The sequence below is a fragment of the Pseudomonas sp. NPDC087615 genome, from assembly GCF_044743445.1.
In the GTDB taxonomy this organism is placed as follows: Bacteria; Pseudomonadota; Gammaproteobacteria; order Pseudomonadales; family Pseudomonadaceae; genus Aquipseudomonas; species Aquipseudomonas baetica_A.
The window spans coordinates 26,693-50,188 of record NZ_JBIUWM010000021.1 but is presented as its reverse complement, the minus strand read 5'-3'; the positions used below and the strand labels follow the sequence as shown (position 1 = coordinate 50,188).

Annotated in this window: 22 protein-coding genes; 8 read left to right on the top strand and 14 right to left on the bottom strand. The window is 59.5% G+C overall.

Translation table 11 applies throughout. The features are described from left to right. Nucleotides 1-30: 30 nt before the first annotated feature. The 4 genes from ACIOU6_RS12790 to ACIOU6_RS12775 all read right to left on the bottom strand — a co-directional run bounded on the left by ACIOU6_RS12790 (nucleotide 31) and on the right by ACIOU6_RS12775 (nucleotide 3,275). Nucleotides 31-657, bottom strand: a complete 627-nt coding sequence (locus ACIOU6_RS12790; protein ID WP_221729545.1) for an antibiotic biosynthesis monooxygenase — start codon at nucleotides 655-657, stop codon at nucleotides 31-33. Next, a complete protein-coding gene (locus ACIOU6_RS12785; RefSeq protein ID WP_221729544.1) occupies nucleotides 650-1,066 on the bottom strand; it encodes a DoxX family protein in 417 nt (138 codons plus the stop codon). Before ACIOU6_RS12785 ends, ACIOU6_RS12790 begins: the two co-directional genes overlap by 8 nt. 236 nt (nucleotides 1,067-1,302) lie before the next feature. Beyond that, nucleotides 1,303-2,226: a LysR family transcriptional regulator gene (locus ACIOU6_RS12780; RefSeq protein WP_221729543.1), complete on the bottom strand. Its 924-nt coding sequence runs from the start codon at nucleotides 2,224-2,226 to the stop codon at nucleotides 1,303-1,305. 56 nt (nucleotides 2,227-2,282) lie between these two features. Beyond that, entirely contained in the window at nucleotides 2,283-3,275 is a 993-nt protein-coding gene (locus tag ACIOU6_RS12775; protein ID WP_401136673.1) for an MBL fold metallo-hydrolase, read from the bottom strand. A gap of 249 nt (nucleotides 3,276-3,524) precedes the next feature. On the opposite strand from ACIOU6_RS12775, the gene ACIOU6_RS12770 reads away from it, so the two are divergent. Continuing rightward, the gene (locus ACIOU6_RS12770; RefSeq protein ID WP_401136736.1) at nucleotides 3,525-3,977 is read left to right on the top strand and encodes a helix-turn-helix domain-containing protein; all 453 of its coding nucleotides are present in this window, start codon (nucleotides 3,525-3,527) and stop codon (nucleotides 3,975-3,977) included. 7 nt (nucleotides 3,978-3,984) lie between these two features. Here ACIOU6_RS12770 and ACIOU6_RS12765 read toward each other — a convergent pair whose 3' ends face one another. Then, nucleotides 3,985-4,554 carry a flavodoxin family protein gene (locus tag ACIOU6_RS12765; RefSeq protein WP_221729541.1) on the bottom strand — a complete coding sequence of 190 codons (570 nt, stop codon included), beginning with the start codon at nucleotides 4,552-4,554 and terminating at the stop codon, nucleotides 3,985-3,987. Between the two features lie 357 nt (nucleotides 4,555-4,911). Here ACIOU6_RS12765 and ACIOU6_RS12760 point away from each other — a divergent pair, with 357 nt between their 5' ends. Further along, nucleotides 4,912-7,719, top strand: a complete 2,808-nt coding sequence (locus tag ACIOU6_RS12760; RefSeq protein WP_401136670.1) for an ATP-binding protein — start codon at nucleotides 4,912-4,914, stop codon at nucleotides 7,717-7,719. Here the strand turns inward: ACIOU6_RS12760 and ACIOU6_RS12755 are convergent. Together ACIOU6_RS12755 and ACIOU6_RS12750 are read right to left on the bottom strand one after the other, a co-directional pair. Then, a complete protein-coding gene (locus ACIOU6_RS12755; protein ID WP_401136667.1) occupies nucleotides 7,684-9,153 on the bottom strand; it encodes an ATP-binding protein in 1,470 nt (489 codons plus the stop codon). The two genes, ACIOU6_RS12760 and ACIOU6_RS12755, sit on opposite strands and share 36 nt — an antisense overlap. 90 nt (nucleotides 9,154-9,243) lie before the next feature. After that, on the bottom strand, nucleotides 9,244-10,194 hold the full coding sequence (locus tag ACIOU6_RS12750; protein WP_339432534.1) for a GlxA family transcriptional regulator: 951 nt from the start codon (nucleotides 10,192-10,194) through the stop codon (nucleotides 9,244-9,246). A gap of 219 nt (nucleotides 10,195-10,413) precedes the next feature. Between ACIOU6_RS12750 and ACIOU6_RS12745 the strand changes: the two genes are divergently transcribed. Then, the gene (locus ACIOU6_RS12745; protein WP_221729537.1) at nucleotides 10,414-11,136 is read left to right on the top strand and encodes a pirin family protein; all 723 of its coding nucleotides are present in this window, start codon (nucleotides 10,414-10,416) and stop codon (nucleotides 11,134-11,136) included. Between the two features lie 48 nt (nucleotides 11,137-11,184). On the opposite strand, the gene ACIOU6_RS12740 is transcribed toward ACIOU6_RS12745, so the two are convergent. Both ACIOU6_RS12740 and ACIOU6_RS12735 read right to left on the bottom strand, forming a co-directional pair. Beyond that, a complete protein-coding gene (locus ACIOU6_RS12740; protein WP_401136664.1) occupies nucleotides 11,185-11,661 on the bottom strand; it encodes a hypothetical protein in 477 nt (158 codons plus the stop codon). A gap of 182 nt (nucleotides 11,662-11,843) precedes the next feature. Continuing rightward, complete coding sequence (locus ACIOU6_RS12735; RefSeq protein ID WP_401136661.1) at nucleotides 11,844-12,719, bottom strand: LysR family transcriptional regulator; 876 nt, start codon at nucleotides 12,717-12,719, stop codon at nucleotides 11,844-11,846. A gap of 109 nt (nucleotides 12,720-12,828) precedes the next feature. Between ACIOU6_RS12735 and ACIOU6_RS12730 the strand changes: the two genes are divergently transcribed. The 3 genes from ACIOU6_RS12730 to ACIOU6_RS12720 all read left to right on the top strand — a co-directional run bounded on the left by ACIOU6_RS12730 (nucleotide 12,829) and on the right by ACIOU6_RS12720 (nucleotide 16,136). Then, nucleotides 12,829-14,019: a YbfB/YjiJ family MFS transporter gene (locus ACIOU6_RS12730; protein WP_401136658.1), complete on the top strand. Its 1,191-nt coding sequence runs from the start codon at nucleotides 12,829-12,831 to the stop codon at nucleotides 14,017-14,019. Between the two features lie 61 nt (nucleotides 14,020-14,080). Further along, nucleotides 14,081-15,079: an NAD(P)H-quinone oxidoreductase gene (locus ACIOU6_RS12725; RefSeq protein WP_365069078.1), complete on the top strand. Its 999-nt coding sequence runs from the start codon at nucleotides 14,081-14,083 to the stop codon at nucleotides 15,077-15,079. 112 nt (nucleotides 15,080-15,191) lie between these two features. Next, nucleotides 15,192-16,136, top strand: a complete 945-nt coding sequence (locus tag ACIOU6_RS12720; protein WP_401136655.1) for an alpha/beta hydrolase — start codon at nucleotides 15,192-15,194, stop codon at nucleotides 16,134-16,136. On the opposite strand, the gene ACIOU6_RS12715 is transcribed toward ACIOU6_RS12720, so the two are convergent. Further along, complete coding sequence (locus tag ACIOU6_RS12715) at nucleotides 16,133-17,944, bottom strand: ABC transporter ATP-binding protein (RefSeq protein ID WP_221729532.1); 1,812 nt, start codon at nucleotides 17,942-17,944, stop codon at nucleotides 16,133-16,135. The two genes, ACIOU6_RS12720 and ACIOU6_RS12715, sit on opposite strands and share 4 nt — an antisense overlap. Nucleotides 17,945-17,950: 6 nt before the next feature. Here ACIOU6_RS12715 and ACIOU6_RS12710 point away from each other — a divergent pair, with 6 nt between their 5' ends. After that, entirely contained in the window at nucleotides 17,951-18,670 is a 720-nt protein-coding gene (locus tag ACIOU6_RS12710; RefSeq protein ID WP_401136651.1) for a hypothetical protein, read from the top strand. Between the two features lie 149 nt (nucleotides 18,671-18,819). Next, nucleotides 18,820-19,233 carry a VOC family protein gene (locus tag ACIOU6_RS12705; protein WP_401136648.1) on the top strand — a complete coding sequence of 138 codons (414 nt, stop codon included), beginning with the start codon at nucleotides 18,820-18,822 and terminating at the stop codon, nucleotides 19,231-19,233. Between the two features lie 55 nt (nucleotides 19,234-19,288). Here ACIOU6_RS12705 and ACIOU6_RS12700 read toward each other — a convergent pair whose 3' ends face one another. The 4 genes from ACIOU6_RS12700 to ACIOU6_RS12685 form a co-directional block, all read right to left on the bottom strand. Continuing rightward, entirely contained in the window at nucleotides 19,289-19,618 is a 330-nt protein-coding gene (locus ACIOU6_RS12700) for a hypothetical protein (RefSeq protein ID WP_221729530.1), read from the bottom strand. 226 nt (nucleotides 19,619-19,844) lie between these two features. Continuing rightward, nucleotides 19,845-20,867 (bottom strand): ABC transporter permease, encoded by a 1,023-nt coding sequence (locus ACIOU6_RS12695; RefSeq protein WP_221729529.1) that lies wholly within the window; start codon nucleotides 20,865-20,867, stop codon nucleotides 19,845-19,847. Between the two features lie 56 nt (nucleotides 20,868-20,923). Continuing rightward, a complete protein-coding gene (locus ACIOU6_RS12690; RefSeq protein ID WP_401136645.1) occupies nucleotides 20,924-22,489 on the bottom strand; it encodes a sugar ABC transporter ATP-binding protein in 1,566 nt (521 codons plus the stop codon). Between the two features lie 70 nt (nucleotides 22,490-22,559). Further along, nucleotides 22,560-23,486 (bottom strand): sugar ABC transporter substrate-binding protein, encoded by a 927-nt coding sequence (locus ACIOU6_RS12685; RefSeq protein WP_221729527.1) that lies wholly within the window; start codon nucleotides 23,484-23,486, stop codon nucleotides 22,560-22,562. Between the last annotated feature and the right edge of the window lie 10 nt (nucleotides 23,487-23,496).

The following is a 23,496-nucleotide window of genomic DNA, read 5'->3' as shown; positions in this document are numbered from 1 at the left end:
CGCAGTTCCTTCGACAAAAGTGAATGGGGTTCAGCGTGACGGGTGGTCGTCGGGGTCAATGTGTTCATGGGCCTGACTGGCTTCCAGCCACGGCGCGAACAAACGGGTCACGCGGGGCATGAACACGTACACCACTGACACAACGATGGTCAGGGTGATCAGGAACGTGGCCACCACGTAGTTGGAAAGCAGCGGATGCAGCTTGAGCAGCGGCCCCCAGATCAGCGGCACGAGCAAGGTGTGCGGCAGAATCACCAGCAATGTGATGACCGCTTGTTTCCAGCGCGGTGGCGGTGACGCGGCATCGGCCAGTGGGGAGAACCAGAACTCGTTGATTGGTGCGACTTCGGTCTGATCGCCGTCGGCCAGCATCGGTGCGGCTTCATTGATCAGGGCCTGGCGTTGCTCAGAGTCGAGCCAGCGCTGCATCGCCTCGGTCGAGCAAAAACGCAGCACGCAGGTGAACAGATCAAGCCCGCCATGCTTGCTGCGCATCACATCAACCCCTAAATGCCCTTCGCTGCGCCCCGCCACACTGACGATATTGCGCAGCCAGGCCTCATAGGGTTTTTCAAAACCGGACTTGACCCGATGCTTGACGATCAGCGTGACAATCTCATCGCCCCCGGGTGCATTCTGAAATGGGCTATCAGGCATAACGCAGCACTCCGGGCAGGCGAACATTGAGCGCCAGCCGTCCCGGCCCGGCGATAAACACGGTGGCAAACAGGATCAACAGCAACCAGCCAAACTGCCCTTCAGCCACACTCCATTGCGGATGCACGACCAACAGCGCGACTAGCAGCACAAATAGAATAGGCAAGCAGGCCAATCGCGCCAGTAACCCGGCGACGATCAGTAATGGGCAGAGGACTTCGGCGAAGATCGCCAGGACCAACGTGAGATGGGCACCGAGGTGGAACGGGTCTTCGATCAGTTGCAGTTGCGCGGTGAAGTCCAGCAGCTTGGGCAAACCGTGCACCCACAGCAGAAACAGACCGCCGCTGACCCGTAGAAACAGTAAACCGACGTCCTGCGCCCGTTCGTCGCGTTGCAAGGCATTCATGACCCGACCCTTTAAATGTCATTGACCTGAATAATGCCAATGCGCAGCGGGGAGAAATTGGATGGGTGTGCTCTCTTCTTAGATCGAGCAAAAACCAAAAGGAACGAAAGAGACCTGTCGGAGCTTGCTCGCGAAAGTGCTGTGTCATTCAACGATGACGCTGGCTGATCCGACGCTTTCGCGAGCAAGCCCGCTCCCACGGGGTTTTGTGTCATTTTCAGGAAAGGTGTGCAACGTCAGGCGGGCGGGATGTCCAGCGATGCCGACATGAACTGACTGATCCTGGATCGCAGCCAGCGCTCGGCCGGGTCGTTGTCATGCACCCCGCTCCAGGCCATCGACAGTTGCGCCGCGTCAATCGGGAACGGCGGGTCTTCAGCGCGTAACGCGCAGCCATCCACCAGCGCGCACGCGGCGTAATCGGGCACGGTGGCGATCATTTCGGTGCCGGCGAGCAACGCGCGCAAGCCACTGAATTGCGGCACGCCGAGCACCACGCGACGGCAACGGCCGAGCTTGGCCAGATCCAGGTCGATGTTGCCGCTCAAATCGCCAGAGAACGACACCATCGCATGCGGACGCTCGCAGTATTCGTCCAGCGTCATTGGCCCCGGGCGGTCGTCGCCGCGCAGAACTTTGCAAGGGATGTCGCGCAGCTTCTTGCGCTTGGCGTTGGCCGGCAGGTCGGTGGTGTAGCTGACGCCGACGGAGATTTCGCCGGAGGCCAACAACGCTGGCATCAGCAAGTAGTTGGCACGCCGTACGACCACAACGATCCCCGGCGCCTCTTGTTGGAGGTTACGCAGCAGCGGCGGAAACAGACCGAATTCGGCGTCGTCCGACAGGCCGATGCGGAACACGTCGCAACTGCTCGCCGGTTCGAACTCCTTGGCCCGGCTGACCGCACCGGAAATGACGTCCATCGCCGGTTGCAATTCCTTGAGAATGGCCAGGGCGCGGGCGGTCGGCTCCATGGCGCGACCGTTGCGCAGCAACAGCGGATCATCGAACAGATCACGCAAACGACCGAGCGCCGCGCTCACGGCGGGTTGGCCCATGAACAGTTTTTCCGCGACCCGGGTGAGGTTTTTTTCGAACATCAGGGCTTCGAAAATCACCAGCAGGTTCATGTCGACGCGACGCAGATCGTTACGGTTCATGAGCAGGTATTCCTTACTTGGAAGTCTTGTTCAGTCAGGCGCGAGTGCGACTTACTTTACTCGATCAACGGCACTTTGGCGGCGCGTTTGTAAGGGCCGTATTCAACGGGCACCCACTGAAAATGCTTGTCGATGGCGTTGATGTGACCGATACCCGGAAACGGCAGGTGCGCGGCGGCCGTCCAGGTTTTGCTGGCGGCGGCAGCGCTGAACACGGCGTTACGGCTTTTGATCGCCTGCTGAGCGTTGACATCGAAACTGATCGACACCTCGGGGTGCTCGAACTGCACGGCGAAGTTGTGCACCAGATCGCCCATGAACACGATGCTGTTTTTCTGCGAGGTGAAACGGTAAGTGGTGCTGCCTGGCGTGTGCCCGGCTTCAAGTTCGGCCTCGACCACGCCCGGTAGCGGCGACTGGCCGGGGGCGAAGGTTTTGAAACGCCCGGCAGCCACATACGGCGCCGTGGAATCCTGAGCGATTTTGAAAAATGCTTTCGCCCCGGCCGGCGCCTTCGCCAACGCTTGAGGGTCGAGCCAATAGTCGGCTTCCGCCTTGGCCGCGTAGACCGTGGCGTTGGCGAAAATCGGTTTTTGCTGGCCATTGACCAGACCGCAAACATGATCCAGATGCAGATGCGTGAGCAAAACGGTGTCGACCTGCTCCGGTTTGTAGCCAGCGGCTTGCATGTTCGCCGAGAGCTGGCCGGCGGTGGCCCCTATGCACTGCCCGGCGCCAGTGTCGATCAGGATCAACTGCTTGCCAGTGTTGACCAAAAACGCGTTGAACGCCGTTTGCACGCCCGGGGTTTCAATCGATCGGCGAGCGAGCATCGCACGGATCCGTCCCTGACTCATGCCCTGCAGGAGTTTGGGCGACAGGTCGTTGTAGCCGTCGAACAACGCGGTCACTTCATAGTCGCCCATGGCCAAACGAAAGTAGCCAGGCACCTGCGTGCCCACCTGTGGTGCTTGCGCCGCCGCGCTGCCCGCCACCAACGCGAATGCCAAACCGAACGCACCTGATGCACCGTGCAACAAACCTGTCATGTGTACCTCCCTAATTGATTCACCCTCAGCAGCCACAAACGGGCGCTTTATATCGTCGTCATCTTCGCCGATCTGCCACCCGCCGACTTGCAGCGATGTGCTGAGTTCAACGCTTCGCGGCGCAATTAACAACGTTTAACTCGTCAGCCCTGCAGCCCCGCCCAACAATGAAACCCTCAGCGAAACGTTGTTTTTTTGACCTGGGGGAAAGTGCCGAGCATGCGTTCCCCACCGACACGGACATTGGCCATGGTTCACGTACAACACTGCGTCGCCCTCGCCCCTGCCAGCGAACCTCACACACCACGCCTCGGCGGTCTCAGCCCGCAACGCGAACGGCGGGTCAAACAGTTGATTCTCGAGCGACTCGACGACAGCCTGGAAGTCACGGAACTGGCACAGGCGTGTTCGCTGTCGCGCAGTCACTTTTCCCGGGCGTTCAAGTGCAGCACCGGGCTCTCACCGCAAGAATGGATCCGCACCCAACGCATCGCCCGCGCCAAGCTTTTGATCTTGCACACCGACTTGAGCCTGACGCAAATCAGCCTGGAGTGCGGTTTCTGCGATCAGGCGCACTTCTGTCACATCTTCACCCGCAGCGAGGGGATCAATCCGTTCGCCTGGCGCTGTCGTGAGGCGCAAGACAGCAAAATCAAACGATCGCAGCCTGCGCCAGGCGCGAGTGTTTGCATCGCGTTGTAGGGGCTACTCACGCCTGCGCCATGCGCTGCGCCAGACGCGCTACCCGCTCGCCCAAGTGCGCCGCTGTGCACCGGTCTTCAGGCGGTGGCGCCTGGTCGGGCGTCTGTTCGACATTGGATTGCGACATGGCGCCAAGTGAGCTGCCGAGACGATTCAATTGCCCATCAAAGCACCCGGCCGCTGAACGCGCCGGAAGCAGGTCGAGACCGACCCAAATCATCGAATGTTGCGCGGCAAACACCGCCATTTGCAGCAGCGTATTGAGCTTGTCACCACACAGGCTGCCCGAGTTGGTGAACCCGGCGGCGATTTTGTCGCGCCACGGCTTGGCCAGATAGAACGCCGCGCTGGCCTCCATGAATTGCTTGAACCCCGCCGAAGCGCTGCCCATGTAGGTCGGCGCACCGAAGATGATCGCATCGGCGCGATGCAGCTCATCCCAATGTGCATCCACCTCCTCTACCGCAATCAACCGACAGATGCTGCCCGAATGTCGTTCGACGCCTTGCGCTACGGCTTCGGCCATGACCCGCGTGTGCCCATAGCCGCTGTGATAGACAACCACCACGTTGCTCATTGCGCCGTCCTCCGGACGTGTGCATTCCATTGCAGCCAGCAGGCCTGTGCCTGAAGCTGAACTTGCCTCACTGGATTTTTGGGGCTAGACCGGACACAGACGAGTTAATCGTTGTTAATTGTGGCGCGCCTAAAGACGCGGCTTGGAACATGGCAGTCCGTAAAAACGGGGGTTGCGCCGATTCGCGTTCATCGAGGCCGTCCGTCTGCACGTTGCACGCAGGCAAGAACCTGAGGAATATGTCCGGATACTGCGGATTAGAGGGCTTGCGTGCGCTGTTCTCTTCCTCCGCCCTGCTCGTCACAAAGGCTTCGCACAGCACGGGCAGGATCATAAAAACATTGCAGGAGTGAGCTGTTGAGTCTTTCCCCGAATCAGGCCATCGGTTTCGGCCCTTATCGGATCCATCCCGGACAACGGCTAGTGCTTGAGGGCGACCAGCCGTTGCGCCTGGGGCGACGTGCCATGGACATTCTGCTGATCCTGCTGGCGAACGCCGGCGAAGTGGTGAGCAAGCAGCAGTTGATCGCCGAGGTTTGGCCGAACAGTATTGTGGAAGACATCAACCTGCGGGTGCACATGGCGGCGCTACGCAAAGCCCTTGGCGACGGTCAGGCCGGCCAGCGCTACATCATCACGGTGGCGCAGCGCGGCTACAGCTTTGTCGCGCCGATCCTGCTGGAGTCCATCGGGCAGCGCCCGCTCGCCGATAGCGGCACCCGGCATAACCTGCCGCTGCGCCGCACGAAGATGATTGGCCGTCAGCCACTGGTCGACAGTTTGGTGGCCCAACTGCCACGTCAGCGCTGCATCACGTTGGTCGGCCCCGGCGGGATCGGCAAAACCACCGTGGCCCTGCGTGTGGCCGAACAGATGATCGGCCGCTACCCGGACGGCATCCGGCTGCTGGACCTGGCGCCAATCAACGACCCACAAATGATCTGCTCGCACCTGGCGACCTTGCTCGACCTGTCGCTGCACGATGGCGAGCCGCTTAACGGGTTGATCCACGGCTTGAGCAAACGGCAGATGTTGCTGGTGATTGACAATTGCGAACACCTGATCGATGCCGTAGCACTGCTCAGCGAGCACATTTTGCGCGGCGCGCCGCAAGTGCACATTCTGGCCACCAGCCGTGAGAGTCTGCGCGCCGAAGGCGAGTATGTGCAGCGCCTGGAATCCCTGGATTACCCGCCGCCGATTGCGGTGCTCGATCGTGCGCAAGCCTTGAGCTTTTCTGCACTGCAGCTGTTTGCCGAACGAGCCCTTGCGGCTCACGAGAGCTTCGAATTGCAGGATGCCGAGTTGCCTCATGTCATTGAAATCTGCCGACGGCTGGATGGCATCCCCCTGGCATTGGAACTGGCGGCGGCGCAGGTCAACGAACTGGGGCTGAGCGGTTTGCTGAGCCAATTGCAGGGGCGTCTGCCCGCCTCGCCAGCAGGTAATCAGAGCAGCCTGGAACGCCACCATACCCTGCGCGCGACGCTGGACTGGAGCTTCAATCTGCTCACGCCTTGCGAACAGACTTGCTTGCGACGATTGGGCGTCTTTCGTGGCGGTTTCACACTGGAGTCCGCTGCCGCCGTGATTGTCGGTCAGCACATTGAACCCGACGAGGTCTTTGGCTCCGTCACACAACTGGTCGCCAAATCTCTGCTCAACGTCGAGGTCGGTGATGAAGAAGTGTTTTACCGTTTGCTCGACACCACCCGGCGCTACGCCCTGGAAAAACTCGACCACTGCGCGGAGCTTGCCGACACCCGTAAACGCCACGCCGAACGCTGCCTGGCGCTGATGCATCAAGCGCAAAGTGATTGGGAGAGCACCTCGACCGCTTTGTGGATCGAACGCTATGCACGCGGTCTCGAAGACTTGCGTGCTGCGCTGGACTGGAGCCTGAACGGTGCCGGGCCCGATGAAGTGGGGATTTATCTGGCCGCGACCTCGGCACCGTTGTGGCAAGAGTTGTCGCTGCTCAAGGAGTACGGCGGTTACGTGCGTCAGGCGCTGGCCCTGCTCGACAAGGCCGCCGAACCTTGTCCGCGTGTGAAAATCGCTCTGAAACTGGCGCTCGGCAGTGCCTGCTACCACACCTGGGGTGGCACCCCGGAAACCATCGCAGCCTTCGTCGACGCCCGTACGCTGGCGCAAGCACACGACGATATCGCCGGGCAACTGCGGGCAGTGTCCGGACACATGGCGGTCAATCTCAGTTGCGGTCATTACCAGGCAGCGCTGGAGCAGAGCGAGCAGTTCGACCGCATTGGCCTGCATGGCGACCCGCTGCTGTCACTGAGCATGCACCGGTTGCGGGTGCTGGCCTTGCACTACGCTGGCGACCAGACGCAGGCGCGCATTCATGCCGAGCAGGTGATCGAACGTATGGCACACAGCGGCCACCTCAACCGTTTTACCCACGGTTTTGGCGTGCAATACGACCAGAGCGTCGCCTCGCTGACAGTGCTCGCCCGTGTGCTGTGGCTGCAAGGCTTCCCGGAACAAGCCTGGCGCACCGCACGGCAGGCGCTGGATATTGCCGTGCAAATCAACCACGGCACCTCGATCTGTTACACCTTGGCGCTGGCCAGTTGTTTGATTGCTCATTACAACGGTGACCGGCAAAACGCCCGTGCGCTGCTGCATCTGTTGCTCGAGCAGGCGCAGAAGCATTCGGTCATGCTGTTCTATACGTGGGCGCGGCACTACGCGCAGGTGATCGACGCGGATAGCGCCACGCCAATGCCGTTGGACAGCAGCGGTCTGGTCAGAGAAGTCATGGTGACCCTGGACAGCGGATTTGTTGATGATGCACTGCTTGAACGCGCGCAAAGCGGCGCAGCGGGTTGGAGTACAGCGGAGATTTTGCGCGCTCGCGCGGATCGGTTGTTGGCTGAAGAATCAGGGTGTTCGGGCGGCAATACCCGCCAGGCAGAAGAAGTATTGCAACAGGCACTCTCGATCGCCCAAACCCAGGGTGCCCTGGCTTGGGAACTGCGCAGCGCCACGTCGCTGGCCCAACTGTGGCAACGGCAAAACCGCTGCCGCGAAGCGCTGGATCTGCTGAACCCGATCTATCAACGCTTCACCGAAGGCTACGCCACGCCGGACTTGCGCAAGGTGCGCTCGCTACTCGACGAGTTGAGCAGTCAACTGCGAGTCTGAAGGCCAACGGCTGCGGCTTAGGCTGCGTGCATGGCGGTGTTCGAAATCACTCGACTCGCCACTGCGTTCCAGTCGTTCGCGAGCATAACGCCGGGTGGTGTTGAGCATGCGATAGCGCAGCCCACCGGTGCCCCGCACCACAACCAGCCACGATTTCTGCGCCAACCGCTCAATCATCAAGGCCAGCATCGAGGGCGGCAGTTGTGCGCAACTGATCACACTCAACGCGGCATCAAGGGCAAAAGCCGTTTGGAACACCGACAGTCGGTGCAACACCCGTTGTTCCTGCTTGCTCAGGTGCTGATAACTCCAGTCCAGCGCGGCCGTCAGGGTTTGATGACGGGGCACGGCGGTCCGCCGACCATGACTGAGCATCTGTAGACAGTTGTCGAGTTGGGCCTGCAACCCGACCATCGCCAAAGCATCGATGTGTGCCGCTGCCAGTTCAATCGCCAGCGGCAAACCATCGAGTCGCCGACAGATGTCACGCACAGCGTTGAGATCCTGTTCGCGCAGAGTAAATCCCTGCTGCCGCGCGCGGGCACGACTGACAAACAACTGCACCGCCGAATAACCCATGACTTCTGCAACACTGTTCAGTGCCGTGGATTTGGGAATGGCCAGCGGCGGCAGTTGTTGCACGGTCTCCAGGCTGGCGTGCAAGGCTTCACGACTGGTCGCAAGAATCGACAGCCTTGGCGCAGCGTCCAATAGGCGTTCAACCAACGCCTTGCAAGCGTCTAGCAGGTGCTCACAGTTATCCAGCACCAGCAAGGTGTGGCGGCGAGATAGCGTGTCGAGATCGGTTTCGAGTGTTTGCAGCAGATGATCGAACAGCAACGCGGGCTCGTCGATCACAGACAGATCCACCAGCCACACGCCTTCACGAAAATGCTCCAGCAACAACTCTGCCGCGCGCAACGCGACGGTGGTTTTGCCGACACCCGCCGGGCCGGTCACGGTCATCAGCCGGCACAGCGGCAATTGCCGCACCATGGCACCCACCAATGAATCGCGACCCGTGACCGGCGTCAGTCGCGCCGGCAAGTTGTGCAGGGGCGCTTGCAGACCTTCGAACACCACTTGCCCGGTGCTGTCACCGTGCACCGGGGCTACGAAGCGATAGCCGCATTGCGGCACATTGACGATGTAGCGGTGCCCCTTCTCACCCTCACCCAATGCTCTGCGCAGTGCCGCGATGTGAACGCGAAGGTTGATTTCCTCAACCACTGACGTCGGCCAGACCCGCGCAATCAACTCTTCCTTTCTGACCACGCGCCCCGCTCGCTCGACCAGCACCTGCAGAATGTCCAGCGCACGCCCGCCCATACGCAGTGGCCGATCCCCTTCCAGGATCAACCGTTGGCGCAAATGAAACGCGTAGGGGCCGAAATACAGCACCGACGCCGGGTTCAAATCGTGGCGGTTGTTCATACCCGCTATCTTGGCAGTCCCGGGTGACGGTACAACCACCACACAGGGCGCATCACGGACATACGAGTGCGCGTGACGGACACAATGGCTCTAGCTGAACTGTTCGCGGTACTGCACAGGCGTCAGACCGAGCTTTTCAGCGAACAACAAGCGCATGTGCCGCACGCTGCCGAAACCGCTCTTGTAGGCCACGGTCTTCAATGGCAGATCACTGGTTTCCAACAGGTTGCGCGCGCAGTCGATGCGCGCACTCTGCAGGAATTCCATGGGAGTCATATTGATGTCACGGGCGAAAATCCGCGCGAAGTGCCGCGTACTCATATTCGCCAAATGGGCCATGCGTTCGACGCTAAAGGCTTCGTCGAGGTGTTCCAGCACGTAATTCTGCACCCGCGTGATCGGGGTTTCCTGGGGCGCCACTGCTGCCATCAATGGGCTGAACTGCGCCTGCCCGCCCTGACGTTTCATCACCACCAGCAACACTTTGGCGACATCCTGAGCCAGCTTCTTGCCGTGATCCTGGGCGACTAACGCCAGCGCAAGGTCGATGCCGGCAGTGACACCCCCCGAGGAAATCAGGTTGCGATCCTCAATGAAAATCTGATCGGTCGCGACGCTCGCCTTCGGGAATGCCTTGATCAGGCGTTCGGTGTAATTCCAGTGCGTGGTGACGCGATAACCGTCGAGCAATCCGGCATGCCCAAGAATGAACGCGCCGGTGCAGATCGAGCCGTAGCGCTCGGCGCGCGGGACGGCCTCTTTTAGCCAAGCGAGCAATGCGGGAGGCTTTTCGTTGTAAGCGCCGGGACCACCGGGCACCAGCAACAAGTCATAGCGCTGCGGTGCGTCTTCGATAGAGCAGTCGGCCAGCACCTGCACACCGTTGGATGCGCGTAGAGGGCCGCGTTCAGTGCCAAGGGTGGTCAATTGATAATGCAGTTGCGGTTTCAAATACCGGTTGGCAACCGAAAACACCTCCAGCGGCCCGGCCATGTCGAGCAGAAGAAAGTCGGGGAACAACACCATTGCCACGGTTTTCATGGGGAGACTTCACTGAGAGCAAAAATGAAAGGCATGAGGCAGAGTGAGCATTATGGCCAAGTGCAACGAAGTCGTTAAAAAAGAATGCGTGAACTGAACCGCAAAACTGTCAACCTGAGAGGGACAGTATTTCAATTTTCATCTACTTATTGCATCGAAAAGTAAACAGTAACCTTCTCCTCACTCGGACGAATTCACGTCCCGCAAGGAGATTTCATCATGCTGACTCTTCGTAAAGCCTCCGATCGTGGCCTCGCTAATCATGGCTGGTTGAAGTCGTTCCACACCTTTTCTTTCGCCAGCTATCGCAACCCGCGTGAACAGGGTTTTTCCGATCTGCTGGTGATCAACGATGACCGTGTTGCCGCCGGCAAAGGCTTCGGCCAGCACCCACATCGCGACATGGAGATCTTTTCCTACGTGCTCGAAGGCGCGCTGGAACATAAAGACACCCTGGGCACAGGCTCAGTGATTCGCCCCGGCGATGTGCAGCTAATGAGCGCCGGCAGTGGCGTGGCGCACAGCGAGTTCAACCACTCGGCGACCAAGCCTGTGCACTTCCTGCAAATCTGGATCGTGCCGGACGTCGGCGGCGCCAAACCGCGCTATCAACAGGAGCATTTCAGTGCGCAGAAAAAACGCGGTCGCCTGCAACTGATCATCTCGCCGGATGGCCGTGATGGTTCGCTGACCGTGCGCCAGGATGCGCGAGTCTTCGCCGGGCTGTTCGATGGCAAAGAGAGCGCCACGCTGGAATTGCCGGCCAACCGTTACGCCTATGTGCATGTGGCGCGTGGCAGCGTTGAACTGAACGGCCAGCGGTTGCAGGAAGGTGACGGCGTGCGGGTTCGCGAGGAGCAGGTGCTGACCTTGAGCAATGGCGTGGATGCCGAAGTGCTGGTGTTTGACTTGCGCCCGCAAGAGTTGCCGCAGATGCCATAAACGAGTGTTTAACGCCCACAAAAACGGCCTTCTTTTGAAGGCCGTTTTTTAGGGTGGCGTGATCGGTAATGGCAACATCGCGGGGTTAGGTGGAGGGGTAACCTTGCCTGCTTGAACCGCCGATAGAGTCGTTTGAATCGCTACAAAGACATTGGCCTGATTGGCGTAATAAGTCGCAACGACTATGCCGACGATGCCAAGAAAATACACCGCGGTTGAAGCCCAATAATTTGCCTTGATCGTAGAGGCCTGTCGGACCGCCTCTTTTGACTCAAGAGCGATCTGCTGCACATTTGCAGCAATGGCGTTGTAGCGTTCGAGCAGAGCCTTGTCTCGCTCGGTCTGAACCTCCAGAAATCCCTCGATTTTCGCCGACACAGATTGGACCCGAGCATCCATCCTTGCCTCAATGGTCTCGATCCTGGCGTTGAATTCTTCACGGCTGATAGCGTTCATGGCTTGAGTGTCGGGACCTGTGTTCGATGTGTTGATACGTTGATAGTGCTCAAATTCCCTGGCTTTCAATCCGATCCCCTTCCTTGGGTTACCGATACCTTTCCTGGCTCATCTCTCAAAAAGCGAGTGTTGTATCACCGCGAGCTGCAACAACCATAGAGCCCCTCCCCAACGTCCACAAGCCAGCGGATTCTGCTCTGGGTGTAGGCCGTTTCGTCAGGCTACGTAGCTTCTCCAAAGCCACTCAGCGCTCACTCATTCTCCCGCGCAAACGCCTCGACAATCTGCTCGATCACGGCCCTTACCCGCGCCGTATGGCGCAAGTCTGCGTGGGTCACCAGCCACACTTCATAGGGTTGTGGGCGATTGCGCGCCGGCCAGAGGTTGACGAGGCCATCACGTTCGCCCATGTAAACAGGGATTTCTCCTACACCCAGGCTCGCCGCAATCGAGCGACGCACCAACAAGCTGGAACTCAGGCTGGCGACGATTCGCCCGCGATGCAACGGCTCGCAGACCAGTGTCATGTCCTTGTTACCCTTTAGATAGGGTTCGTAAACCACCAGGTCATGCCCCTCAAACGCCGTACCCTGCTGAGGGATGCCCTTGGCGTCGACATACGCCTGTGACGCAAACAATCCCACCGGCCAGCGGGCAATCCGCCGAGCGATCAGGTCTGGATTGTCGGGACGGGTGTTGCGCACGGCGATATCCGCCTCGCGTTTGGCCAGGCTGAGGATCTGCGTGGAAGCATCCAGTTGCACGCGCACGTCCGGGTGCAGTTCGTGCAGTCGGGCGATGGCCGGGATCAGGAAATCGATGGCCAGCGAATCGGTGGTGCTGACGCGCACGTTACCGGTCAGGCGATCGTCCAGGCCCTGAATCTGCCGCTCCAGCTCCAGCGCCGAGTGCTCCATTTTTTCGACGCTTTTAAGCGCCGCTTCGCCGACCGCTGTCAACGCGTAACCGTCGGACGTGCGCAAAAACAACGTCGCACTCAGCGACTTTTCCAACGCCGTGATCCGTCTTCCGACAGTCGCCTGATCCACGCCCAGTACCCGCGCCGCGCCGCGTAACGTCGACTCCCTGCATACCGCGAGAAATACCCGCGCATCGTCCCAATTCATCTTGCCTCCTGATGATGCAAATATGCATCAATACGATGCCAACTCGCTGCACCAGCGCAGCAACAATAGCCGATATCCTGAGCGCCATATACCTCTCAGGATCGCTCCCATGCGTACATCATCCTCAGCGTTACCGATCTTCGCCGGACTCTGCGCCAGCCTGGTCGGCATCGGCCTGGCGCGCTTCGCCTACACGCCGTTGATTCCCTCGCTGATTCAGGCGCAGTGGTTTTCTGCCAACGACGTGGTCTATCTCGGCGCGGCCAATCTGGTCGGTTACCTGATCGGCGCCCTGCTCGGCCGGCCGATAGCTAGGCAACTTGGCAATAAAAACGCCCTGCGCCTGATGATGCTGCTGGTCACCGCCGCGTTTTTTGCCTGTGCGTTTCCGTTGTCGGTGAGCTGGTTCTTTGGCTGGCGTTTGCTGTCAGGGATTACCGGTGGCGCGATCATGGTGTTGGTGGCGGCAACCGTCCTGCCCCATGTGCCGGCGTCCCGTAAAGGGCTGGCCAGCGGCGCAATCTTCCTCGGTATCGGCCTGGGGATTGCCGGTTCCGGGACAATCGTGCCGCCACTGCTGGGCCTGGGCCTGCAGGCCACCTGGTTGGGGCTGGGCGGTTTGTCGTTGTTGCTGACCGCACTGAGCTGGTTTGGCTGGCCCGCCGATTTACCGCATGCGATTGCGACTCACGAGGTTGTGCCGGTTGAGCCAACACCTCACGCCGTCTATTTGCTGTTCGGCCAATATGCGTTCATGGCCGCAGGTTTGGTGCCGGCCATGGTTTTTCTGGTGGATTACGTGGCTCGCGGGCTCGGTGCCGGGGCGCATATGGGTACACGGGTGTGGGTCATGTATGGCCTGGGCGCGATTGTCGGGCCGGTGAGTTATGGTTTTCTCGCTGATCGACTTGGCGCGCGGACAGGCATCCGGCTGGTATTGATGGTGCAGGTGATTGCGCTGGGGCTGCTGGCGTTTTCCCACACCTTCATGGCCCTGGCCGTGCTGGCGGTGATTATCGGCTCATTCCCACCCGGTATCGTGCCACTGGCCTTGGCCCGTGTGCATGAACTGGTGCCGGATCATCATCGCCAGCAAATCGCCTGGAGCCGTGCCACCGTATCGTTTGCCACGTTTCAGGCGCTGGCCGGGTTTGCCTATTCGGCGTTGTTCAATGCCACGGGGGGCCATCACGCCTGGCTGTTCATGATCGCCGCCGGCGCGATCACGGTGGCGGTTTTGTTGGAGCATGCCCTGAAATGGCTACCCTCTGCGTCTGAACCGCACGTCTGTGAAAATTGAAGGGAATCATTGCCTGCAGGCCGCGCTCCCATCTACAGACTCTCTAGCAACAGGAATCGACATGTCCTTACCCAACGAAATGACTCGAATCGAAATCACTGAACCCGGCGCCCCTGATGTTCTGCAAGCCAAACGCGTAACGTTGCCGGTCGCCGCTGAGGGTGAAGTGCTGATCCGCGTTCACGCCGCCGGCATCAACCGGCCAGACGCCTTGCAACGCGCCGGCAAATACCCGATGAAGCCCGGGATGAACCCGATCCCCGGTCTGGAAGTGGCCGGCGAAGTGGTCGCGCTCGGGGCCGGTGTCAGCCAGTTTGAGCTTGGCGACAGCGTTTGCGCACTGACCAATGGCGGCGGTTACGCCGAATATTGCGCAGTACCGGCCGGCCAGACCCTGCCAATCCCCGCCGGGATTGATTGGGTGCAGGCCGCCGCGATCCCGGAAACCTTTTTTACCGTGTGGGCTAACCTGTTCGGCCTAGGTGGTGCCAGCAGCGGGCAACGTGCGCTGATTCACGGTGGCACCAGCGGCATCGGCACCACCGCGCTGATGCTGTGTCGTGAGTTCGGCATTGAGGCATTTGCCACGGCCGGTAGCGCCGAGAAATGCTCAGTGATCCGTAGGCTGGGCGGTCAGGCAATCAACTATCGCGAAGAGAATTTCGCTGACGTCATCGCCGAGAAAACCGCTGGTCAAGGTGTGAATATCGTTCTCGACATCATGGGCGCCTCCTACCTCAACGCAAACATCAGCACCCTGGCGATGGATGGACGGGTAGTGATGCTCGGCTTCCTTGGCGGCGCCCGGGCCAATGACATTGATCTGCTGGCAATCCTCGGCAAACGCGCCGTTGTAACGGGTTCTCTGCTGCGCGCACGCACCGCTGCCGAGAAAGCCGCAATCGCCGATCAACTGCGCGAACACGTATGGCCGGTGCTGGCCGAGGGGCGCTGCCTGCCGATGATCGATAAAGTCTATTCACTGACCGAAGCGGCCAAAGCCCATGCCCACATGGAAGCCGGCGACCACATCGGCAAAATCGTGCTGCGCGTGGACTGAGCCGTCGCAGCATTTTGTAATCGTTGCACACGGGCGATGGTCGAAAATATCGTGCGCAGACCGAGACATCTGGTAAAAAGCGTTCTTTGTCTGCGCACTGGTGAACCGTTTAATGTTCCTTTCCTTCATGACGCGTCTGCGACGTCGCCGCTTGGCATTCGCCTGCATGGCCGCGTTGATTATCGGCGTGCCGGCGAGTTGTGCCGTGCTGGAACATACCGAGCGCAAACTGCTGTTTCGCATCGAACCGGGCACGGCGGGTTGGTATCACGGCTTGCCCGGCAGCGTGCAGGAACTCGATCTGCAACCCAAACGTTTCAAGGCCGGGCAAAACATTCATGCCTGGTGGTGGCCTGCAGAACGCAAGAATGCCCCGGCCATCCTCTATCTGCACGGCGTGCGCTGGAACCTCACCGGGCAGTTGTTCCGCATCGAGCAACTGCGCGCAGCGGGCTATTCGGTGCTGGCCATCGATTACCGTGGGTTTGGCAAGAGCAAGGGTGATCTGCCGTCAGAAAGCAGTGTTTATGAAGACGCGCGAGTGGCGTGGGAGCGTTTCAAGCTGTTGCAACCGGATCCGAACAAACGCCTGATCTACGGTCACTCCCTCGGCGGTGCCGTGGCAATCGATCTGGCAGCCGAACTCGGACAGGACGCCGCCCGTGATCACACGCCACTGCCCGTGCGCGGACTGGTGATCGAGTCCACGTTCACCTCACTGGCGGATGTCGCCGCGGCGGTGGCCAACACCTCGCTGCCGGTGCGCTGGCTGCTGTCGCAGAAGTTCGATTCCATCGACAAGATCGCCGAAATTCATATGCCGCTGCTGGTGGTGCATGGCTTGGCCGACGCCTTCGTCCCGCCACGTTTCAGCGAACAACTGTTCAACGCGGCGGAGCAACCCAAACGCTTGCTGTTGGTGCCTGGAGCGACGCACAACAACAGCATGGCGTTGGGCGGGCAGGATTATCGCAAGGCTATTGATGCGTTGATGCAAACCAAACACGCCCCACGTATGGCCGGCCCCACGACTGTGCGCAGCGCACGGGACACCTAACGATAACCACGCGCCTGTAAATCGAACAGTTGCGCGTAATGCCCGGCCGCGGCGATAAGCGCACCGTGGCCACCCTGTTCCAGAATCTTTCCTTGTTGCAGCACGATGATGTGATCGGCATTGCGCACGCTGGAAAAACGATGGGAAATCAGTAAGGTCATGCGCCCTTCCGTGTGCTGGCTGAAATGCTCAAACACCGCTGCTTCCGCCGCCGGGTCCAGGGCCGAGGTTGGCTCATCGAGGATCAGGATGTCGGCATCACGGCGCATATACGCCCGGGACAACGCAATCTTCTGCCATTGCCCGCCGGACAACTCCTGGCCACCGGCAAACCAGCGCCCCAACTGCGTGGCATAACCACGGTCGAGCCCTTCGATGAATGGCGCCGCCATCCCTTCGGCAGCGGCCTCCTTCCAGCGTTGTTGGTCGTTGAACGCCAGCGTATCGCCGACGCCGATGTTTTCCCCGACGCTGAACTGGTAGCGGATGTAATCCTGGAAAATCACGCCAATGCGACGGCGTAACGCGGTTTCCTGCCAATCCTGCAAATCGCTGCCATCCAGCAGAATGCGTCCTTGATCGGGACGGTAGAGGCGGGTCAATAACTTGATCAGCGTGGTCTTGCCGGAACCGTTTTCCCCCACCAACGCCATGCTGTTGCCCGGCACCAGATGCAGGTCAATGCTTTGCAGTGCCGGGCGGCTGGCACCCGGGTAACAGAAACCGACGTTTTCGAAACGCAGACCATCGCCCGGTTGCGCGCCGACGGTCAGGTGACCGGTATCGGCCAGCACCGGTTCAGCGAGGTATTCATAAAGACTCGTCAGGTACAGGCCGTCTTCGTACAGACCACTGATCGCGCTCAGGCTACTGCTCACAGCGCTCTGCCCTTGCTTGAACAGCACCAGATACATGGTCATCTGGCCCAGACTGATGTCGCCCTGCACGGCATCGATCACCACCCAGGCGTAGGCCACGTAGAACGCCGCGGTGCCAAGCAATCCAAGACCGAAACCCCAGCCATCACGACGCAACGTCAATCGCCGGTCTTCGGCATAGAGTCTGGCGAACGTGTCGCGGTAGCGTTGCAGCAACAGCGGTGCGAAGCCGAACAGTTTGACCTCTTTGATATAGGCCTCGTGGGAAAGAAGCGTCTCGATGTAACTCTGCTGTCGACTCTCCGGCGCGCGACGGGTGAACAGGCGAAACGCATCACCGGAGAAATGCGCCTCGGCGAAGAACACCGGCAGCGCCCCGACCACCAACAGCACCAGGGCCCACGGCGAAAAGTGCACCAGCAGCACGCCGAAGCTGATCAGCATGATCAGGTTCTGGATCAATCCCAGCGACTTCATGACCAACGCCAGTGGCCGCGTCGAGGCTTCGCGACGCACCCGCACCAGCTTGTCGTAGAACTCGGAGTTCTCGAACTGCACCAGAGAGAGGGTCTGCGCCTTCTCCAGAATCATCGTGTTGACCTTCTGGCCCAACTGCACCCGCAACAGCGACTGCTGCACCGACAGCGCCCGCTGTGTGCCGGACAACAACGCCAATACCCCCGCCTCCATCAGCACATATCGCAACACTGGCCACAGCGGCGCACTGCCGTGCTGCGCGTGCAGCTGCATCGCCGCGACCACGGCATCGACAATGCGCTGGCCCAACCAAGCCGCCAGTGCCGGCAGCATCCCGGCTATCAGCGTCGCCAGCACCAGCCCCAGAAACAAACCTCGCGACGTCCCCCAGACCAACCGCAACGCACGCTGCGCTTGGTCGAACAAGGAAGTGACGCGGGAAAATGAAGGCATAGGACGTTGAACTCGGCAGGTGATGACAGTGCGCCATGGTACTCCAGCGCAACGATTGAATTTCATAGTGTGCGAATTCCTCGGCATACTGGCGTGCGCCAAACACCACGAAAAGGACTCAACGTGTTATCTCGCCCCAATGCCCTATGGTTCTATTACCCTCTCTGCTGGCTCGCGGCTCTGACGCTGCTGCTGCACAGCGCTTTTTATGACTGGAATCTGATGACACCGATCGATGTCGGTGGCACCTTCATGGGCGGCATGGGCGGGCAAATGTTTGTCAGTGCCTGGGTTCTGACCACAGTGGTTTTGTTGATAAGCCTGCTAGTGCGCTTGCCTGGATCGATCCATGCCTGCATCGCCGCAGGGCTTTTGCCACTTGGCATGGGCGCCTGGTGGCTAGTCAACTATCCAGACGATGCAGAACAACGGATCTACAGCATCAGCCCCCATGAAATCGGCAGCGCAATGTTGATCGGCTTAGGCTTCATGCTGTTCGGTCTTTTTTTGCGCTCAAGACTCAAGAAAAGCCACAGCAGCGGCCAGCCGTCCCGCTTTGCAATGATCGGCAGGTCTGTGGTGGCGATTCTCATAGCCGTTGTTTTTATCGGCGCGCCGATCAAAATTGCCACGCACCTTGAGCTACCCCATTGCGCGTTCAGCAAGGAGGGTCAGCAATTGACCATATGCCTGGGTGACGACGACGAGCACGTCATCGTCGACTGAGCCGGGGCTTGCCCGGTGTCTTTTCATTTGAAAAACATCGGGAGAAACCCGCTCGATCCCGACGTCAAAACCTCTGCTATGTTTTAACCGCCCATCGTGGAACACACCGTACAACCGCCACTCGACGCCTGACTGCCGGGAGCAAAGACATGAGAATCAACCCGTACCTGATCTTCAACGGCGACTGCCGAGAAGCCTTCACTTTTTATCAGCAAGCCCTGAGCGGCGAACTGGAGGCGATGACCTCTTTTGGTGAATCCCCCGCTGCGGAGCACGTTGCAAAAGAACATCGGCACCTGATCATCCATACCTGCCTGAAAGTCGGCGATCAGATGATCATGGCTTCGGACACCACGCCCGACCGCCCGACTCAGGGCATGAGTGGCTGTTCAATTTCCCTGAACGTCTACAGCATTGCCGAAGCCGAGCGGATATTTAACGCGCTGGCCAAGGACGGTCGCGTCGACATGCCGCTGGAAGCGACCTTCTGGGCCGCACGATTTGGCATGCTGGTGGATCGCTTTGGCGTGTCGTGGATGGTCAATTGCGATAGCGACAAGTGAGCCTGCGTTTCAGCGCGCATGAAAAAAACCAACCTGTTCGGGTTGGGCTTTTGGCTTAACGCTGTGCCAGTTCATGCCGCACGCATTGTTCATAGTAGGTTTGCTTGATTGCCGCCGGTCTGAGCCGCGATGAGCTGTTGTAGGTTTGTTCGGTGATGCCCATGGCGGTCATACGCATCCATGGCTGCTGGAACTTGCGGACCTGCAAGCGCTTGCGTGCGCCGTACAGTGAGATTCCGGACAGTTTCGATTGCTGCGCACCGGCTGCGATATCGGCACCCCAGGTACAGGCAAAGCGATGGTTTTTGCTCAATGCCCTTGCCTGAACCCCCGCGGCAAAGACAGCCAGGGAAAGCGTTGCAACGGTGATGACAATCGTCCGCATGTGGCCAACCTAACCTTTTGAAAAAAAGCGAGTTTGCCGATCAAAGTGCAAGCAGGGGGCCAGCAATTTGCCGCTTTTTCCGATTTTTCTACTGTGTTGCTGGACTGATCAGCACAACGGTCGACTCACCGACAGCCCTCATGATGCGTGGCAACACCATGGCTGAAAATAATGGGGATGTGGTGAAGCGAGAGCCAGAACAGGCCCTCGCTGTTTGCCGTCAGAGTCAGCGCTTGAGTTTGCGCTTGTTGCGGTATTGGTCGATGACCACCGCGACCACGATGATCAAGCCTTTGATGATGTCCTGAATATAGGCATCGACCCCGACGAACGTGAACCCACTGGCCATCACCCCAAGAATCAATGCGCCGATGACGGTGCCGGTAATGCGCCCCACCCCGCCCGCCAGGCTGGTTCCGCCAATGACCGCTGCGGCAATGGCATCCAGCTCATAGGACATGCCCATCCCCGCCTGCCCGGTGGCGGCGCGGGCCGAAGCCACCACGCCCGCCAATCCCGCCAGCAACCCGGCGATGCTGTAGACGATAACCAGATGGCGTTTGACGTTAATACCGGACGTACGCGCCGCCTGCATGTTGCCGCCGATGGCGTAGGTGTATTTACCGTACTTGGTGTAGCGCAGCGCGATGTGGAAAATCACCGCCACCACCAGAAAAATGATCACCGGCATCGCGCCGCTACCGATGGCGGTGTAGGAATCCGACAACATGCTGACCGGCTGGCCTTCGGTGTAGAAACGCGCCAGGCCACGGGCCGAGACCATCATGCCCAAGGTGGCAATGAACGGTGGAATCCCGGTGATGGCAATGATGCTGCCGTTGATTGCTCCCGCCAACAGTCCGACGCCAAGCCCGACAATCACGGGAATCCACACCGGCAAGTCGGTCAGCGAAGGGAATACCGCCCGAGAGAAATCCGAGGTCTGCGCCAGGCTGGCCGCAATCATCGCCGATAAGGCCAGCACCGAGCCCGATGACAGGTCGATGCCGGTGGTGATAATCACCTGGGTTACGCCAATCGCCAGCAGGCCGATGATCGACACTTGCAGAATCATCAGCACCAAACGCTGGGAGTTCATCAGGAAGCTCTGGTCACGCACGATCCAGCCGAACACTTCGAATACCAGACCGATGCCAATCAGCACCAGGAAGATGCTCAGCTCGGTCGGAAAGCGCCGGCGATTCTTGGCCGGCGCCGCTGCCGGTTTGTTTTCCAGTATCGCGTTCATAACTACTCACCCTTCTATCGCGTCGACGACGCTGGCCGTGCCAGCGCCAGCATTCATTAGTGAACTGCGGACATGCCCGAGGCCAGTTGCATCACTCGCTCCTGAGTCGCTTCGCTGCGGTCGAGGGTGCCCATCAGGTCGCCCTCGTGCATGACCATCACCCGGTCGCTCATGCCGAGCACTTCCGGCAGTTCCGAAGAAATCATGATCACCGCCATGCCTTCGCTGGCGAGATAGGCGATGAGCCGGTAAATCTCAGCCTTGGCGCCGACATCGATACCGCGGGTCGGCTCGTCGAGAATCAGGATGCGCGGGTTGGTCATTAGCCACCGCGCCAACAAGGCTTTCTGCTGATTACCACCGGACAAGGTATCGATGCACTGCTCCAGTGAAGGGGTTTTCACCCGCAGTTTCTTGCACATGTCTTCGCACAGCGCCCGCAACGCTTTTTGCTGGATGAATCCGTGGCCGGCGTAATGCGGCAGCACCGCCATTTCCATGTTTTCCAGTACCGAGAGGCACGGGAACAGACCGCTGAGCTTGCGATCCTCGGTCAACAGCGCGAAGCCCTTCTCGATTGCCATGTGGGGGTCGTTGATGCGCACCACCTCGCCATCGAGACGAATCTCGCCACCGTCGCTTGGCGTAATGCCGAAAATCGCTTCGGCAACGTTGGTCCGCCCCGAGCCCATCAGCCCGGCGATGCCGAGGATCTCGCCGGCGTGCAGGTCGAAGGAAACATCCTTGAAGATGCCGTCCAGTTTAAGGTCGCGCACCGACAGCAACAGCTCGCCGATCGGCTTTTCACGCACCGGAAACAACTGGCTCAACTCGCGACCGACCATCATCGAAATCAGACTATCGCTGTCCATGCTATCGGCCCGTTGCAGGCCTATATAGGCGCCATCGCGGAACACCGCGACTTCATCGGCGATAGCGAACACTTCGTTCATTTTGTGGGTGATATAGATAATGCCTTTGCCTTGGCTTTTCAGGTCGGCAATGATCGAAAAGAGATGGGCAACTTCCTTGTCAGTGATGGCCGAGGTCGGTTCGTCCATGATCAAGATGTCGGAATCGTAGGACACCGCTTTGGCGATCTCGACCATCTGCCGTTCGGCGATGCTCAGGTTGCCGACCTGCTCTTGCGGATCGAGGTTGATCCGCAAGCGTTCGAGCAGTTTCGCCGTGCAGCGATGCATTTCCCGGTGATCGACCAAGTGCAAGCCGTTGAGCTGCTCACGGCCGATCCAGATGTTCTCGGCGATGCTCATGTGCGGCATCAGGTTGAGTTCCTGGTGGATCATCGCGATCCCGGCCTGGAGCGCGGCCAATGGCGTTTCGAAGACCACCGGTTTGCCCCTCAGGCGCAGTTCACCGGCGTCCGGCTGATAGATGCCGGCAATGATTTTCATCAGGGTGGATTTGCCAGCGCCGTTTTCACCCATCAGTGCCAACACAGAACCAGGGCGTACCCGAAGCTGCACCTCGGACAAGGCAACCACACCGGGAAACCCCTTGCTGACGTTGACGATCTCCAGCAGGTACGGCTCATCGACAGGTGTTGCAGTTGGCTGGATACCCCCCAACGGGGTGATCGAAGCAGTCGCTGAAGCGAACATGATCAGGTACTCCATCAGCAAGGTCGCGGTCGCAACCTTGCGTATTTATTGTTGTTATTGAACGGACGGGCTATTTGAACGTGTCGACGTTTTGCGGGGTGATCAAGCGGTATGGCACCCACACGGCCTGTTCAACCGGCTCGTTTTTGGCCATTTTCACGGCGGTGTCGATCGAACCGTCGGCCTGTCCCTTGGCGTCCTGGAACACCGAGACGGCCAAGGAGCCCTTCTTCACTGCGTTCAAGCCGTCCGGCGTACCGTCGACACCGGCGATCAGCACGCTACCCTTTTTGACGCCTGCCTGTTGCAGGGCCATGGCCGCGCCAATCGCCATCTCATCGTTGTTGGACACGACCGCGTCAAACTTGCGGCCCTGGGTCAGCCAGTCGTTGACCAAGGTCATGCCTTTATCCCGCGACCAGATACCTGTCTGCTCTTGCTCGATCTTGATGTTCGGGTATTTGGCCAGTACTTCTTTGACGCCCTTGGTGCGGTTAGTGGTGGAGTTGTTCGCGAGGTCGCCGAGCAGAATCACGATGTTGCCCTTGCCGCCCATTTTGTCGGCCAGGTACTGCATCTGCATTTCACCGGCCTCCAGATCGTTGGAGGCGACCGTGACGACACCTTTGGGCAGTTTCAGGTCATCGGGGCGGCGGTTGACGTAGACCAGCGGGATGCCGGCCTTGACGGCGGCTTCGGTGATTTTACGGGTGGCGGCGGTATCCACCGGATTGACCACGATGGCATCGACCTTCTGGCTGATGAAGTTTTCGACCTGACTCAATTGCTTGACCACGTCGCTGCGGGCGTCTTCGAATTGCAGTTGTACGCCATCGGGATAGGACTTGGCTTTCGTGTCCATGGATTCGCGCAGGTAGGTCAGCCAGGTGTCATCGAATTGGGACATGCTGACGCCGATCTTCATATCGGCGAGCGCCGCGCCACTGGCGAACATCAGCGACAAGGCAAGTGAGGCAAAGCGGATCTTGGTCTTCATGAAAAGTCTT

Excerpts from the sequence above, each read along its gene's own strand:
- ACIOU6_RS12790 (WP_221729545.1), bottom strand. The coding sequence starts at position 657 with ATGCCTGATAGCCCATTTCAGAATGCACCCGGGGGCGATGAGATTGTC.
- ACIOU6_RS12785 (WP_221729544.1), bottom strand. The coding sequence starts at position 1,066 with ATGAATGCCTTGCAACGCGACGAACGGGCGCAGGACGTCGGTTTACTG.
- ACIOU6_RS12780 (WP_221729543.1), bottom strand. The coding sequence starts at position 2,226 with ATGAACCGTAACGATCTGCGTCGCGTCGACATGAACCTGCTGGTGATT.
- ACIOU6_RS12775 (WP_401136673.1), bottom strand. The coding sequence starts at position 3,275 with ATGACAGGTTTGTTGCACGGTGCATCAGGTGCGTTCGGTTTGGCATTC.
- ACIOU6_RS12770 (WP_401136736.1), top strand. The coding sequence starts at position 3,525 with ATGGTTCACGTACAACACTGCGTCGCCCTCGCCCCTGCCAGCGAACCT.
- ACIOU6_RS12765 (WP_221729541.1), bottom strand. The coding sequence starts at position 4,554 with ATGAGCAACGTGGTGGTTGTCTATCACAGCGGCTATGGGCACACGCGG.
- ACIOU6_RS12755 (WP_401136667.1), bottom strand. The coding sequence starts at position 9,153 with ATGAACAACCGCCACGATTTGAACCCGGCGTCGGTGCTGTATTTCGGC.
- ACIOU6_RS12750 (WP_339432534.1), bottom strand. The coding sequence starts at position 10,194 with ATGAAAACCGTGGCAATGGTGTTGTTCCCCGACTTTCTTCTGCTCGAC.
- ACIOU6_RS12745 (WP_221729537.1), top strand. The coding sequence starts at position 10,414 with ATGCTGACTCTTCGTAAAGCCTCCGATCGTGGCCTCGCTAATCATGGC.
- ACIOU6_RS12735 (WP_401136661.1), bottom strand. The coding sequence starts at position 12,719 with ATGAATTGGGACGATGCGCGGGTATTTCTCGCGGTATGCAGGGAGTCG.
- ACIOU6_RS12730 (WP_401136658.1), top strand. The coding sequence starts at position 12,829 with ATGCGTACATCATCCTCAGCGTTACCGATCTTCGCCGGACTCTGCGCC.
- ACIOU6_RS12725 (WP_365069078.1), top strand. The coding sequence starts at position 14,081 with ATGTCCTTACCCAACGAAATGACTCGAATCGAAATCACTGAACCCGGC.
- ACIOU6_RS12720 (WP_401136655.1), top strand. The coding sequence starts at position 15,192 with ATGTTCCTTTCCTTCATGACGCGTCTGCGACGTCGCCGCTTGGCATTC.
- ACIOU6_RS12715 (WP_221729532.1), bottom strand. The coding sequence starts at position 17,944 with ATGCCTTCATTTTCCCGCGTCACTTCCTTGTTCGACCAAGCGCAGCGT.
- ACIOU6_RS12705 (WP_401136648.1), top strand. The coding sequence starts at position 18,820 with ATGAGAATCAACCCGTACCTGATCTTCAACGGCGACTGCCGAGAAGCC.
- ACIOU6_RS12700 (WP_221729530.1), bottom strand. The coding sequence starts at position 19,618 with ATGCGGACGATTGTCATCACCGTTGCAACGCTTTCCCTGGCTGTCTTT.
- ACIOU6_RS12695 (WP_221729529.1), bottom strand. The coding sequence starts at position 20,867 with ATGAACGCGATACTGGAAAACAAACCGGCAGCGGCGCCGGCCAAGAAT.
- ACIOU6_RS12690 (WP_401136645.1), bottom strand. The coding sequence starts at position 22,489 with ATGTTCGCTTCAGCGACTGCTTCGATCACCCCGTTGGGGGGTATCCAG.
- ACIOU6_RS12685 (WP_221729527.1), bottom strand. The coding sequence starts at position 23,486 with ATGAAGACCAAGATCCGCTTTGCCTCACTTGCCTTGTCGCTGATGTTC.